Source organism: Paenibacillus sp. FSL M7-1414, from assembly GCF_038003195.1.
GTDB lineage: Bacteria > Bacillota > Bacilli > Paenibacillales > Paenibacillaceae > Paenibacillus > Paenibacillus amylolyticus.
Map to the genome: position 1 here is coordinate 3,027,789 of NZ_JBBOOS010000001.1, position 14,587 is coordinate 3,042,375.

At 45.5% G+C, this 14,587-nt stretch carries 10 protein-coding genes and 1 riboswitch; of the genes, 9 read left to right on the plus strand and 1 reads right to left on the minus strand.

Features of this window, described 5'->3' with window-relative positions:
• Positions 1-421: 421 nt before the first annotated feature.
• Positions 422-1,219 carry a Nif3-like dinuclear metal center hexameric protein gene (locus MHH92_RS13315; protein WP_340904160.1) on the minus strand — a complete coding sequence of 266 codons (798 nt, stop codon included), beginning with the start codon at positions 1,217-1,219 and terminating at the stop codon, positions 422-424.
• A gap of 159 nt (positions 1,220-1,378) precedes the next feature.
• On the opposite strand from MHH92_RS13315, the gene MHH92_RS13320 reads away from it, so the two are divergent.
• The 9 genes from MHH92_RS13320 to MHH92_RS13360 all read left to right on the plus strand — a co-directional run bounded on the left by MHH92_RS13320 (position 1,379) and on the right by MHH92_RS13360 (position 14,494).
• Positions 1,379-1,951 carry a TetR/AcrR family transcriptional regulator gene (locus tag MHH92_RS13320; protein ID WP_017688759.1) on the plus strand — a complete coding sequence of 191 codons (573 nt, stop codon included), beginning with the start codon at positions 1,379-1,381 and terminating at the stop codon, positions 1,949-1,951.
• A 79-nt stretch (positions 1,952-2,030) separates the two neighbouring features.
• Positions 2,031-5,153 (plus strand): MMPL family transporter, encoded by a 3,123-nt coding sequence (locus tag MHH92_RS13325; protein ID WP_340904165.1) that lies wholly within the window; start codon positions 2,031-2,033, stop codon positions 5,151-5,153.
• 299 nt (positions 5,154-5,452) lie between these two features.
• Positions 5,453-6,043, plus strand: coding sequence for a biliverdin-producing heme oxygenase (locus tag MHH92_RS13330; RefSeq protein WP_340904166.1), 591 nt, complete (start codon positions 5,453-5,455; stop codon positions 6,041-6,043).
• Between the two features lie 239 nt (positions 6,044-6,282).
• Entirely contained in the window at positions 6,283-7,860 is a 1,578-nt protein-coding gene (locus MHH92_RS13335; protein WP_340904167.1) for a TerB N-terminal domain-containing protein, read from the plus strand.
• 6 nt (positions 7,861-7,866) lie between these two features.
• Positions 7,867-9,210, plus strand: a complete 1,344-nt coding sequence (locus MHH92_RS13340) for an ATP-binding protein (protein ID WP_340904170.1) — start codon at positions 7,867-7,869, stop codon at positions 9,208-9,210.
• Positions 9,207-11,426, plus strand: coding sequence for a DEAD/DEAH box helicase (locus MHH92_RS13345; protein ID WP_340904172.1), 2,220 nt, complete (start codon positions 9,207-9,209; stop codon positions 11,424-11,426). Before MHH92_RS13340 ends, MHH92_RS13345 begins: the two co-directional genes overlap by 4 nt.
• A gap of 147 nt (positions 11,427-11,573) precedes the next feature.
• Positions 11,574-11,684: riboswitch (purine riboswitch) on the plus strand.
• Positions 11,685-11,790: 106 nt separating this feature from the next.
• Complete coding sequence (locus MHH92_RS13350) at positions 11,791-12,744, plus strand: EamA family transporter (RefSeq protein WP_017688752.1); 954 nt, start codon at positions 11,791-11,793, stop codon at positions 12,742-12,744.
• A 205-nt stretch (positions 12,745-12,949) separates the two neighbouring features.
• Positions 12,950-13,375, plus strand: coding sequence for a cupredoxin domain-containing protein (locus tag MHH92_RS13355; RefSeq protein ID WP_036608499.1), 426 nt, complete (start codon positions 12,950-12,952; stop codon positions 13,373-13,375).
• Between the two features lie 96 nt (positions 13,376-13,471).
• Positions 13,472-14,494 carry an SDR family oxidoreductase gene (locus tag MHH92_RS13360; RefSeq protein ID WP_340904178.1) on the plus strand — a complete coding sequence of 341 codons (1,023 nt, stop codon included), beginning with the start codon at positions 13,472-13,474 and terminating at the stop codon, positions 14,492-14,494.
• Positions 14,495-14,587: the final 93 nt, after the last annotated feature.

Below are 14,587 nucleotides of genomic sequence, written 5' to 3' on the forward strand. Positions count from 1 at the left end.
TACAATAAAGAACTCGGGAAATCCAGATGGGGCATGAAAAGATGCGTGGCATATGTGCTCAGTACTCATTTTTCATCATAATCTAACGAACCAGTGACACCTTATTGTACTGATCCGATTGAATTGAGAAATCTAACGAATCTCAGCGACGTTAAATGGGTTATGTCGGGTAGAAATAGGCGGTAAAACAGGGGGAATGGAGGAATAGGGTGTCTATGATTCGTTACTTTTAAAAATCGGCAAATATTCGCTAAATAGAGTGTGTCAGGTTCGTTAGCTATCCAAGAACTGAAACGAGAGTCTGCCCAGCGTCCCCGGAGCATAGTAAGTATCCAAAACTCCGGGGTAGGATAAGGCAATGAAAATTAGAAGCAATCAGCTAGAAGATTCTGATCCTCTCCATACAAATCCAATGATCCTATTAGATCACAGTGTACACAGGCTTCTCGCCTATAAAACGAACAAACAATTCAGGAAAACGTTCTGTCAATCTGTCTGTTAATAGCTTCATTCCTGAAGCCTCGCTCTCTGCATGCCCCATCATGATCAATGCCTTGGACTTGCCTTGTTGCACAGCATCACGGATATATTCCGGTGTCTCCCATTCGAATCCTTCTCCAGCGATGATGAGATCCAATTGCTCATTCTGAATCAAGGGAATCGTCACAGGGCCATTGCCACGAAAACCTACCAATACCGCTGCACGTCTACAGACTATTTCCGCATTGCCTGCAACGCGTACATAATCGATGCCCAGGGAACTTTTCACATGGTGAGCAATAGCTTGGGCGGTGCTTCCTTCCGGAAAAGAAAGAATGTCTGCTTCCGCTAGTCGTTGTTCCACATAAGAGGACCATCCCAAGGTCTGAATCAGTCCTTCGGTAATGCCGTCCGGTTGGAAGCGGTGGATGATATCATGACATCGATAGATGGAAATGCCTGCTTCGTCGATCAACTTTCTTTTAGTTTCATAAACTGGATCATTGGCTAACCAATCGGTATGACTGTGATGGTTGTAGAAGGGGGATTCATGAGTGATAATTAGATTGGCCCCACGTTGTACGGCATGTTCAATGACATGTTGAGTGGGCATAAAAGTAACAAACACACCTGTGACCGTTTGGTCGGACGAGCCAGTAATCAGCCGATCTACCGTGTTCTCCGGTAACTCTACATGGGCTGTGAGATACTGTATAATGTCTTGAATGGTTATATTCATGAACATAAGTCCTCCAAAATAATAGATTTTATAGTTATTGTATCATTTTGAAGAATAAACAGTAGAATAGAAAGGTCTTGCTTGAAGTGACAAAAGGAGTTATACTAATCAAACATTACAGAATGAACGTTCATTCCTGTATAAAGGAGGGATAGCCACATGGCTAAAAGCAGCAAAAAAGATGATATTTTTGCAGCTGCTTTAACGCTTTTTGCCCAGCGGGGATTCGATGCAACAACCATGCCGATGATTGCCGATTCGGCTCAGGTGGGAGCAGGAACTATTTACCGTTATTTTACGAACAAGGAAGTATTGTTGAATGAACTTTTTCAGAAAAGTATCAGGGAGTTTCTTGATGCCTTAAAACAGGGATTTCCGAATGAGCCGATACCTGTACGAGACCAGTTTCATCATATTTTTCGTGGATTGTTCAAGTTCGCAGAGTCCGACCCGGATCGCCTAAAGTTTATTAATTCTACGGGTAATGCATTGCATTTTCACGATGAGAGCAAGGAAAGTGTCAATGAATTTATGGGGTTTCTGAATGAATGCATACATAAGGGGCAGCAGCAAGGAGCCATTCTTATACTGCCTACAGAAGCTTTAATGAATATAGTCTACGGTGCTTTCATTCATTTGTTTGAACACTTTAACAAAGGTCTCCTGGAAGCGACGCCGGAGCTAATGAACCAGCTTGAGGAGTGCCTGTGGAATGCCATTAGAGTCCATTGATTCTATTGGCCTTTTTTTACAACATAAACGGAATGAATATTCATTCCTATACTAGACATAAGGTGTGTGAAGATAAATCATGAATAAACTTTCGAATCCCAGAACGATTTCCCTGATTTTTTGGATACTTATTACTCTCGTTTCTGTAGTGGCGATGCCTGATTTTGGTCAACTGGTAAAAGAAAAAGGACAGATTTCAATTCCTGAAACGGCACAAAGCCAGGTTGCTGCGATTATGTTGAAAGATATGGATAAGGATAGCGGGAATACTTATTCCATCATTGCTGTATTTAATAGTGGAGAAGATACACAAGCATTAACGAACCAGCAAAAGACGGAGATCGAATCCGTTTTATCCAACCTGAAAAATCAGAAAAAGCAACTGAATATTGAGACGATCACAAGCCATCTGGATGGTGAAGAGCAAGCCGATCGGCTTATATCCGAGGACCAAACCACGATCCTGACTCAAATCACCGTCACTAAAGATGAGAATATTCCTCTTTCGGAAGTGATTAGTCTATTAAAAGAATCTACAACCATCCCTGATGTGGATACATATCTGACGGGAGCTGACCTGATCGATGATGATTTTGGTAAATCGATTGAAGACGGTGTGCAGAAAACAGAAATTATCGCGATCATTTTCATCCTCGTTATCCTGATTATTATTTTTAGATCGCCGATCATACCTGTTATTTCACTGCTCACGGTAGGTGTATCTTACGTTGTTTCATTAGCTATTGTGGGATATCTTGTAGATTGGTTTAACTTTCCGTTCTCGAACTTTACTCAGATATTTATGGTCGTTATCCTCTTTGGTATTGGTACGGATTATAATATCTTGTTATATACCAGATTCAAGGAGGAACTAAGTAGACAAAACGGCGATGTGATTCTTGCGACCAAAACGACATTTAAAACAGCAGGCAGAACCGTATTGTATAGCGGCATCGCTGTATTCATCGGATTTCTTGCACTCATGCTTGCCAAGTTTCAGTTATATCAGGCAACCTCTGCGGTGGCGATCGCAGTAGCGGTTCTCATTATCGTCCTCAATACGTTGAACCCGTTCTTCATGGTTGTCATGGGCAAAAAAATGTTCTGGCCATCGAAAAAATTCGAAGGCCATGCGGACAGCCGACTGTGGGGATTTTTATCCCGCCAATCGGTACGAAGACCTTTCCTGGCAATCATTCTGGTTGCGGTGATTAGTGTTCCTTTATTATTCAGTTACAGTAATCGACTAAGTTATAATGATCTGTTTGAAGTCAATAATGACTACAATTCCAAACAGGGGATTAATCTGATTATGGAGCATTATGCACCAGGATTCTCAGCGCCAACAACATTGGTTGTGCAATCCGAGCAGGCAATGGACAATCAGACATTTCTGAAGGCACTGGATGATCTGACGGATAAGATGTCCAAGGTGGAAGGTGTCTCTGAGGTTTACAGTGTCACTCGACCAACTGGAGTCCAAATTAAAGAGTTGTATATTAACGATCAAGCAGAGGAGCTTAATCAGGGTATTGGTAAAGCAAACGATGGTGTGGGCGAAATTAAGGAAGGTTTGTCCTCTGCAGCTGGACAGCTTCAATCTTCAAATGATTTAAGTAACGTACAGCTGTTGATTGATGGGACAAGCCGGTTGCAAGTTGGAGTAAATGCATTGGGAGACGCCATGAATCAGGTATCTGATGGGCTGAATAATGGGGAAGAAGGGGCAGAGACGCTGAAAAACGGACTTACTACCCTTAAAGAAAAGGTTGGAGTCCTGTCTAAAGGTGCCAATGATCTGCAAAAAGGGTATACGCAACTTGAACAGGGATTTGGTTCCTTTAGTGGTACTTTCACAAGCATCAAGACAGCTATTAAGGGAGCGCTTGATGCCTATGCTCAGATCGAAGGCAGCATGACCCGTCTAATTGTGAATCACCCTGAGTTACAACAAGAAGAAGATGCTGTACAAGTGATTAGTATTTCTCAAGCGGCTCAAACTGAACTGAACGCGTTATACATACAGCTGGACCCGTTGATGCAGCAGTACAATGGGGCTATGGTTTCTTTCAAGGAAGCCAACGAGTCAATGGCTCAAATTAGTGGCGGGCTGACTCAGGTTGCTGTAGGTGTCGGCCAGCTTGAAGACGGTGCTGGCGAGCTATCCAAAGGTTTGGCCACTGGAGCCAATGGAACCAAGCAGATAGCAGGTAAAACATTGGAAGTGAAAGATGGGCTGGGTCAGATTAATGAAGGACAGAGTCAGTTGTTAAGCGGTCTGAACGATCTACAGGAAAAAATGGGTGAGTTGAAATCCGGATTGATCGAAAGTACAAATGGACTCTCAGATGTGTCGAAGGGTCTTGGTGATGCCAAAGATTATTTGGGTCATCTTGGCCAGTCTGATGCTGCGAAAAGCTTCTACATTCCAGAAGAAGTATTAAAAGGAGAAGAGTTTCTAAGTTCGCTCGACATGTATATGTCTTCGGATCGGAAGACAGCGGAAATCTCCATCATTTTGACCGATAATCCATATTCGAAAGAAGCGATGGATGTTGTTCAAAATCTTAACAAGCAGTTGGAAACGGCTTTGGTTGGCACGGATTTGAGTGAGGCGAAAGTGGCACTGGGCGGCATACCCTCACAGAACCTGGATATGAAAGAATTATCCGGAGGTGATCTGAATCGGACGTCCATGATCATGCTGATTGGAATTGGATTGATACTTTTGTTCATTATTCGTTCGTTTTGGCAGACTGTAATCATTATAGGTGCGTTATTCCTGACGTATTATGTGGCACTTGGTCTGAATGAATTGCTGATGGTTGGCCCGCTTGGCGTTGACTATCTGAGCTGGAACGTTCCTTTCTTCAGTCTGATCATGATTGTTACACTTGGTGTGGACTACAGTATCTTCCTCATGATGAAATATCGTGAGATTGAAGGAGATCCAATTCATAAAATTACGGAAGCTTCCCGTAATATAGGAGGGGTCGTGATCTCGGCGGCAGTAATATTGGGAGGTACCTTCGCCGCACTAATTCCTTCCGGTGTTGTTACGCTGATTGAAGTAGCTATTTCTGTCATCATCGGATTGGTTTTGCTAAGTTTTGTCATGCTTCCAATCTTGCTTCCGGCTCTAATCAGTCTATTACACAAGTTAAAAAACTGGGGTTCGGGGTCCGATCCCATAAACAAATAAATCATCTTTATATCAAACGATTCCTGACAAAAATGACGTCAGGGGTCGTTTTTTATTTTTTTATCCTATGAATTATAACTAAGTTATCATAACAATGCGGGAAATAATCTAACGTAAAACAATGACGGATTCATATAGTTTTCTCAAACAAGAATAAGTATACTTACATAGAGTCTTTGTTTGTCTTAAATGGAGCTGATTGCAGCGCAAGTAGTTCTATTTTAAGGCACAATGAGAATCAGTTGAGGATCAGCATTCATTTGCAACAATAGAACAGATTGTGAAAGGGGATAACTACGATGACAGCAACAACTATTATGGAACGTCTGAAGAGCGAGACAGCTCATTATCACAGACAAGTAGAACAGAACCCTTATGCAAAAGCCATTATGAATCAAACTGTGACTATAGAAGAATATAGAACATATTTAGAGAAATTTTATGGATTCCTGAAACCGCTGGAGGATCAGGCTGTACAACAGCCTTTCTGGGAAAGTACGGGATTGGATATTGAGATTAGAGGCAAGGCTGGACTTTTGGAAAAAGATTTACGAAATCTGGGTGCCAGTGAAGAGGAAATCAGCCAACTTCCGCTCTGTGAAGAACTACCGGATATTTCAACACCTGCGCGTTTGTTCGGATATCTGTATGTAATTGAGGGGTCCACGAACGGTGGACAGATCATGACCAAGCGTTTGTCGCAGTTCCTGTCCATTGAGGCCGATCGTGGTTTGGAATATTTCAATGCTTACGGCTCAGAGACAAGAACAAGATGGAGCGAGTTTACGGGTTTGCTGCAGCAGTCCATCAGCACTCCAGAAGATCATGACAATATGGTAAACAGCGCATCAGAGACATTCCGTCTATTGGACCAGTGGATTAATACGTAGGGCGGACTTTATTTCATATATTAAAAGGAAACTATATAAGTTGAAATAATACATTTACACATAACGGAGAGGACAGAGAAAAGCTAAATAGACATGATGAAAAGAGGGCAGAAATGCCTTCTTTTTTGTGTCCAGGAATGTCTAAATTTCGTCACCGCAGACACAGGACAAGTGATATAATGATCCCTATGGATACACTTGTTCGTATTCTGTCTTGGAGGAGGGTGAGATAACGTTCTATGAAAGACAACTCAAGACAATTGGAATTTATGGAGATAGATCTGAGTGAAGAACCTGAAACAGCAGCGGTTCCGGTTCCTGATCGTTCAACCATTGTGCAGTCTGCACATGATACGATGCAGCATCGTGGAGGCATATTGTCCTCAGAGAAACGTTTTGTAGAGGAAGCAAAGCAGTGGGCAGAGATGGAGGGGGATGTATCCCCGTGGGTTCCCTTTATGAGTTACTGGCCAACGTATGGCGTGATGAATGAAGCCCAGCGCAAGTGGTATTTGTTTTGGAGGAAGGAAGTGCGTCAGGGGAGATACCCGGATACCGATCTGTCCTATCTATTTGTTCATATCTACGAGTTAATTAACGGCATTGGCTGGCAGAATCCTCAGGATGGTTATGATCAATTGAAGCAGCTATGGGTGAACTACCGTGAACGGTTGCCCCAATTAAATATATATATGCAAGAGTGGATGGTCGATTATGTGCTGGTCCATCAGATGGAAATGTCCTTATCCGAGGTCATGGGCCTTTCGGGCGGATACCTGCCAGCAGAGATGCTGGATAGGGAGCTGCAACGTATTTTACAGGATAATGTATCGGATATATCGCTGAATATGCTGCAAAGATATTATGATTACGATATTACACTCAGTAAATTCTACAGAGATGGCGGCAAAGAAGTGATGGAGCAGTACATCCCGCGGGTCATGGCCTTGGTTGATTCGTACCTGGAACGTACGCGACAAGTTGGACTATTGCCTGAGTGTGATCCCAACGATGAACGCACCATGGAGCGCACTCTGTTTCGCAAAGCAGTCTATGATGAATGGATCTATGGAAGATCGGTATCGTTCAGATATATGCCCATAGGTGAACAGGCTGAATTTGTGCAGATGGTTACGCGGATCTATCGATGTACTGAAAATAAACTTCGTGAACTGCTTGGATTCAGAGGCCGATTGCGAGGACAGACTCTTGAACCCGAACTTGCAAATCTGATTGAACGTTACCTGGACAAAGCATATGCGATCGAGCAGGCGGAGTCTGTGGAACAACCGATGATTCGTATTGATACAGAGAAATTGGCATCTTTACAGCAGGAAAGTGAGTACGTGCGATTGGCGCTTACAATTGAGGATGATCACCCTTCTGAAGTGAAGGATGAAGAGGATAACAACGCAAATGTTACAAGTAATCCATTCGATGTACTGGAAGCAAGGGACGAGATCACTCCAACTGAAGGTTCCATGGAGTCGGAGCCATCCGCAGAAGAGATTGCAACAGGAGCGCAAGTAGAATCTATTAGGTTGCAGTGGGACGAGTCTGCTGAGGCTGATCTGGATGAGGAATGGCTGCTCTTTGCCAAGGAACTCTCCCCACAGCAGGTGCAAACGATTCATGTTCTACTTGGTGCAAGTCCAGATATGGAGCTGATGCGTCTGGCTGAGCAATATGGAACGATGCCTACGCTTCTGCTGGATGAAATTAATGATGTGGCTATGGAAACGATTGGTGATCTTCTGATTGATGGTGATCGGATTGCTCCTGATTATATAGATGTGTTCGAACATGTGAAGAGGTGATACGCAGTGAAAGAACTTAAAATACCAAAGCGGCTGACCACCGCGCTTGTAAATTCATTGACAGCGGGTGTTGTCCCACGAATTGGGCTGGAGCAGATTGCTGTCGGTCGGAAACCGGAAGTGGAGGCCATTCTGCGGGATATGGACAATATCGCCGAGGGAGGCGCAGCGTTTAAACTCATTACGGGTCGTTACGGCAGCGGTAAAAGCTTTCTTTTGCAAATGATTCGTAATTATGCGATGGATCGGGATTTCGTTGTGGCAGACGCCGATCTCTCACCAGAGCGTCGATTGGTGGGAACCAAAGGGCAGGGACTTGCGACATACCGCGAACTGATGACTCGTCTGTCTACACGCACACGCCCGGATGGGGGAGCGTTGGAGCCGATTTTGCAAAAATGGATCGCAGGGTTACAACAATCCACGATGCAGAGTCAGAACCTGCGCCCGGATGATCCCGCTCTGCCGCTTGAGGTAGAGAAACAGATTTATGCAGTGACGGGGGAGATGCAGAATCTGGTTCACGGCTTTGATTTTGCCAAAGTACTGGCGTCATACTGGAACGGGTACAAGCTGGCTGATGATGATCGCAAACAGGCGGCCCTTCGCTGGCTTCGAGGAGAATTTGCAACCAAAACGGAAGCGAAAAAAGAACTGGCTGTTGGCGTTATCATTGACGATGACAACTGGTACGACTACTTCAAATTGTGGTCTGAATTCACAGCGCGCATTGGTTACAAAGGGTTGCTGTTGTTCATTGATGAAGCGGTGAATCTGTACAAAATTACAAACAGTGTCTCCCGCCAAAGCAACTATGAAAAATTGCTGACCATGTTCAATGATACGATGCAGGGCAAAGCGGAGCACCTGGGCATATTTGTAGGCGGTACGCCGCAATTTGTGGAGGATGAACGGCGCGGATTATACAGCTATGAGGCGCTTCGCTCCAGGCTTATTGATGGTCGTTATGCAGCCAAAGCGTATGCGAATTACACAGGTCCGATCCTGAAGCTGGCGATGTTATCGCATGAAGAGATTCTGATTTTACTACAGAAGCTGCGGCAGATTCATGCCCTGCATTTTGGATACAGCGCAAGTCTGACGGATGAACAATTGGTTGATTTTATGCAAACGGCGGTGAACCGGCTGGGTGCGGATGAATTGCTGACCACGCGTGAAGTGGTACGAGACTTTATGGATGTTCTGCATACGTTACACCAGAATCCTGAAGTGACTTATACTCAATTACTTGGCGAGCGGGTTGCCAAACCTCAGGAAACGGGTAAAGGGGCAGATGCTTCCGCGAATACAGATGATCTGGACGACTTTCTGGCGGAGTTTGAATTATGAGTGATAATCCGTTCTATCGGCTGGCGCCGTTTGTTCAGGAATTTATATATAAAAAAAGATGGGAATCGCTTCGTCCTGCTCAGATTGAGGCCTGTAATATCTGTTTTCATACCCCGCATCATATGCTGATTGCGGCGGGAACGGCCTCCGGCAAAACGGAGGCGGCTTTTTTTCCTGCATTGACCGAGCTGTATGAACGGCCTTCCAAGTCGGTTGGTATTTTGTACATTGGACCTCTGAAAGCCCTGATTAATGATCAATTCGAACGTCTTAAGGATCTGTTATCCGAAGGAAATATTCCGGTTTGGCATTGGCACGGGGACGTACCTCAGGCGGAGAAAACAAAACTGATGAAAAATCCGTCCGGTGTGCTCCAGATAACGCCAGAATCGCTGGAAGGTCTGCTCATGAATCGACCGAATGCAATCCCGGCGCTGTTTCATGACTTGCGATATGTCATCATCGATGAGGTGCATGCTTTCATGGGAGCGGATCGGGGCATTCAAGTACTCAGCGAACTTGCCAGAATCGAGCGTATGGCTGGCTGTGCACCGCGAAGAGTGGGCTTGTCCGCCACACTTAGTGACTATGATGCGGCTACATCTTGGCTTGCTGCGGGAACGCAGCAGGGGGTGGATGTGGTCTCTTCCCCGGGCGGTCGCAAGCTGCGACTGCGGGTGGAACATTTCTCTTTTCCAGATGCACAGGACGAGGAGCAGGCGGAGCAGCTTCATAACGCACGTAAAGCCTACTACGACTTCATCTATGAGAGCACACATCGTAAAAAGGCGCTGATCTTCACCAACAGCCGAACGGATGCTGAAGTCACCATTCTTGAGATGCGGCGAGTCGCGGCTCGCAGGCAAGAGCGTGATGTGTTCCATGTGCATCATGGAAGTATCTCGGCCATGCTGAGGGAAGAGACGGAAGCTGCCCTACGCACTGGGTCGGGGCCCGCAGTTGCTGCGGCAACGGTCACGCTTGAACTGGGCATCGATCTGGGCGAACTGGAACGTGTGGTTCAGCTCGGTGCACCGTATAGTGCGTCCAGCTTTGTACAGCGTCTGGGACGTTCAGGGAGACGAGAGGACATGGCTTCGGAGATGCTTTTTGTATGTCCGGAGGAAGAGGATGAGGAAGCGCAATTGCCAGCGCGTATGCCGTGGACGTTGATGCGTGCGATTGCTGTTATCGAACTGTATGTAAAAACGAAGTGGGTCGAGCCGCTTGAAGCCCGCAAAATGCCCATAGGTGTGCTCTATCATCAGACGATGAGCATGTTGAAAAGTATGGGGGAGGCGGAGCCGAGAGATCTTGCAGAAGCCATCCTTTCGCTGGCGCCATTTGCGTTGATCAGACCTGATCAATATCAGGTATTCCTGAATTACCTCATTGAGACGGATCATCTGCAATGGACAGAGGATCGAACATTGATCATCGGTCTGACAGGTGAGAAAATTGTGAATAATTATCGCTTCTACGCCGTGTTTAAAGACGATGAGGAACATAAAGTACTAAACGGATCGGAAGAGATTGGTTCGATTACAACCGTGCCCCCACCTGGCTATTGCTTCTCGCTCGCAGGCAAACTGTGGAAAGTGGAAGAGGTCGATCACAAGCACAAGGCTGTGTATGTGAAGTCTGCAAAAGGTAAAGTAGATACATTATGGCTTGGCGCGGGAGGAGATATTCATACGTCGGTCGTACAGAAAATGCGTGAAGTGTTGTCCGACTCGACCATCTATCCCTATCTGTCACCACAAGCCGTCAATCGACTTGAACGGGCGCGCCGCCTAGCTCGTGAAAGCGGACTGTTAAAGCAGGTCGTGATTCCGGCAGGGGGAGATTCGATGTATGTTCTTCCTTGGGTAGGAAGTAAATCATTCCGTACATTGGAGCGCCTGATGAAGCATAATCTGTCCAAGAAACTTGCCTTGCGTTCGGTTGTGCCCATGGAGCCATATTATTTTGTAGTGTCCGGCAAGGTCGACGAACGAACATTGTTAGCCGAGATCATGAGTGAGTGTCGAACGGCTGAAGACGCATCTGCGTTACTGGCTGAAGATGAAGCGCCTTATCTGGGCAAGTATGATGAATTTGTCGCGCCGCCTTTGATCCGTGAGGCTTTTGCTGTGGATGGCCTGGATCTGGATGGATTGAAGGCAGGTTTACAACAAACATTGGAGTGGGACTCCTCAAGCTCCAATCGGACATGACGTTTTTACGTAATCAGAGTACTCGAAGAATGGTACAGCGATCGAAGCGACTCGGTGTAATAATTTAGTTCAACTTTTTATACGGAATAGGGTTGACACCATCTCACCTCCCATGTAATATATGAAAAGTCGTCACACACGAATTACATCAAATTGCATATATCATTTCGTATAACCTCGCAGGCCGAAAGTGTACACAGGGCGAGGGTCTCTACGGGAAGCCTATACTTCCTAACTACGATGCCAAGGAATCAATGTATTCCTTGCTCGTAGTTAGGATTTTTTGCATTTAGATGGTGTCTGTGACCTTGGCATGAACCAACATGCGGGCGTATTTTTCTTATCATCAGGAGGTTTATTCACAATGAAATATTATCTGTCCGTTCTCGCGGGAGCGATGAGCTATGGCATATTATCCACGATTGTGGTTCTGGCGTACGGCGAAGGATATAAACTTGGAGAGGTTGTGGGAGCACAGCTGATCACGGGTTTTCTTCTATCCTGGATGCTGGCGCTATACACAAAATTTAGAACAAAACGTAAGTCACAGGCAAATGGTAAAGCATCAGGAGCCGTGGCACAGGTATTCAAGCGGTTGACGTGGAAACAACGTCTGATATTGATGGCTGCTGGAACACCAACGGTAATTACAGGTCTCGTGTATTATCAGTCTTTGCGTTACATCCCGGCTTCACTTGCCATTATCCTATTGTTCCAGTTCACTTGGATTAGTGTATTGATTCAGGCGATAAGCAAACGTCAACGTCCAGACAAAGTCACATTCCTGACGTTGATCATTCTGTTTGGTGGAACCTTGCTGGCAGCGGGTTTCCTGGAACAAGGATTGGGTGAGTTCAACGGTCTGGGTATTGCTCTTGGACTAATGGCAGCCGTAAGTTATTCCCTGTTTGTCTTGTTCAGCGGTAAAGCGGTTCCTTCAGCGCATCCAGCCTTTCGCAGTGCGTGGATGGTTACAGGCGGATTGATCCTGCTGTGCATTTTGTTCCCGCCGACATTCCTCTTTAACGGATTGATCTGGAGCCAGTTGCTTGTATTTGGATTGCTGCTTGGATTCTTCGGGGCATTCATTCCACCAGTACTGTTCGCTATCGGCGTTCCGCATATTGGTGGTGACATGGCCGGAATCCTGGGTGCAGTGGAGCTTCCAATTGCAGTATTGTTATCCTCAATCGTGCTTCATGAGCATGTCAGCGGATTGCAATGGTTCGGAGTTATTATTGTACTTATTGGTGTAGCCCTGCCAGAGTTGTATAAATTACGCATGAGACGAAGTCGGAATACACCGATCTATTCCTGAGTTATACAAAAAGGGATATTGCGAAGCATGAACGGGAATACCCGTAGATAAGCCTGAGAAATCAGGCTTTTTCTATTGAAATATTTTTGCTCAATCGCAATAGCCCAGAGGGGTCATTTTCATTGTCATGCGAATCAGGTATGCTTAATGAATACATCCGTCTGTTGATTGAATATTGATGGGACATCGAATGAGGAGTGTTTATATGAAAAGCTGGTTTGGAAAAACATGGCCTTGGTTAACACTGGGTCTGACCGTTGTTGTACTGCTTGGATCATTTTTGGTTTATTTTATGGGCAAAGACGTATCCCCCGGATCGGGAGGTGCAGTAACAGCACAAGCCGAGACTCCGGAGGATTTGAAGGGATATGAAGTCATTGATGTGGACGTGAGCAACGATGGTTTTGGACCAGACGTCATCGAGGTGAAGGCTGGCGTACCGACCAAAATCAACTTTATTCTGACCCGGTCGGTGACACATGTGAAATCAGTGGGATCACAAAAACTTGGCATGGATCTATACATGCAAAAGGGACCCAATTATTATACGGTCGACAAAGATCTGCCCAAGGGAGAATATGAGATCCATTGCGGCATGTACATGATATATGCAACGATTAAGGTCGTATAAGCAGAAGGAGCAAGGTTTCGGGTCACCGAGCTTTGCTCCTTTTTTTGGTGCGTGATATCATGAGAAAGTGGGTAAAATCGATCAGGAGGTGGCGAAATGAAAGCGCTATTTATTGGAGGGACAGGCACCATCAGTACGGCCATTACGGAGATGCTTGCACAGCAAGGCTGTGAACTGTATTTAATTAATCGTGGCAATCATAACGGTGACTTACCTAGTGAGGTCAACGTACTTCAAGCCGATATTAATGACGAGGCACGTGTAGCGGAACTGATTGCTGATCTGGAATTTGATGTTGTGGCAGACTTTATCGCTTTTGTACCGTCTCAATTGGAGCGAGATTACCGTTTGTTCAAGGATAAAACCAAGCAGTTTATATTTATAAGTTCAGCATCAGCGTATCAGACTCCTCTGGCTGATTACCGGATCACGGAAGGGACGCCCTTATCGAATCCATATTGGGAGTATTCACGCAACAAGATTGCCTGTGAAGACTATCTGATGAAACAATACCGCGAGCATGGATTCCCGGTGACCATTGTGCGTCCGAGCCATACGTATGGCGACAAATCGGTACCTCTCGGTGTTCATGGTGCTCAAGGCAGCTGGCAGGTTCTCAAGCGTATCCGTGAAGGCAAACCCGTTATCATCCACGGAGATGGCACCTCACTGTGGACCATCACGCACAATACTGATTTTGCCAAAGGGTTTATCGGGCTGATGGGAAATATCCATGCCATTGGTGAATCGGTACATATCACCTCAGATGAATCCGTCACCTGGAATCAGATTCATGAGATTATAGCTGGCGTGTTGGGTGTTAAGCTTCATGCGGTACATGTACCCTCTGAGTTCTTGGCAGCATGCAGTGATCAGGATCTTCGCGGCGGATTGCTGGGTGACAAAGCCAATACCGTTGTGTTTGATAACAGCAAGCTGAAGCGGCTTGTTCCGGAATTTGTAGCAACGACAAGAGCCGATCAGGGCATTCGACGTACGATTGAGCACATTCTGGCGCATCCTGAGTTACAGACCGAAGATCCGGAATTTGATGTATGGTCTGACAAGGTCGTTGGTGCATTGGATGAAGCGTTATTAAAGATCAGAGATGAAAAATGAGAAGTAAGGCGTTCATGATCAAGTGTTTACATTCATGCGCTTAATCGTTATAATCAAGAAAAAATGACACTTGTTAGGGGAGGCACCCCAACT

Excerpts from the sequence above, each read along its gene's own strand:
- MHH92_RS13345 (WP_340904172.1), top strand. The coding sequence starts at position 9,207 with ATGAGTGATAATCCGTTCTATCGGCTGGCGCCGTTTGTTCAGGAATTT.
- MHH92_RS13320 (WP_017688759.1), top strand. The coding sequence starts at position 1,379 with ATGGCTAAAAGCAGCAAAAAAGATGATATTTTTGCAGCTGCTTTAACG.
- MHH92_RS13315 (WP_340904160.1), bottom strand. The coding sequence starts at position 1,219 with ATGAATATAACCATTCAAGACATTATACAGTATCTCACAGCCCATGTA.
- MHH92_RS13350 (WP_017688752.1), top strand. The coding sequence starts at position 11,791 with ATGAAATATTATCTGTCCGTTCTCGCGGGAGCGATGAGCTATGGCATA.
- MHH92_RS13335 (WP_340904167.1), top strand. The coding sequence starts at position 6,283 with ATGAAAGACAACTCAAGACAATTGGAATTTATGGAGATAGATCTGAGT.
- MHH92_RS13325 (WP_340904165.1), top strand. The coding sequence starts at position 2,031 with ATGAATAAACTTTCGAATCCCAGAACGATTTCCCTGATTTTTTGGATA.
- MHH92_RS13330 (WP_340904166.1), top strand. The coding sequence starts at position 5,453 with ATGACAGCAACAACTATTATGGAACGTCTGAAGAGCGAGACAGCTCAT.
- MHH92_RS13360 (WP_340904178.1), top strand. The coding sequence starts at position 13,472 with ATGAAAGCGCTATTTATTGGAGGGACAGGCACCATCAGTACGGCCATT.
- MHH92_RS13355 (WP_036608499.1), top strand. The coding sequence starts at position 12,950 with ATGAAAAGCTGGTTTGGAAAAACATGGCCTTGGTTAACACTGGGTCTG.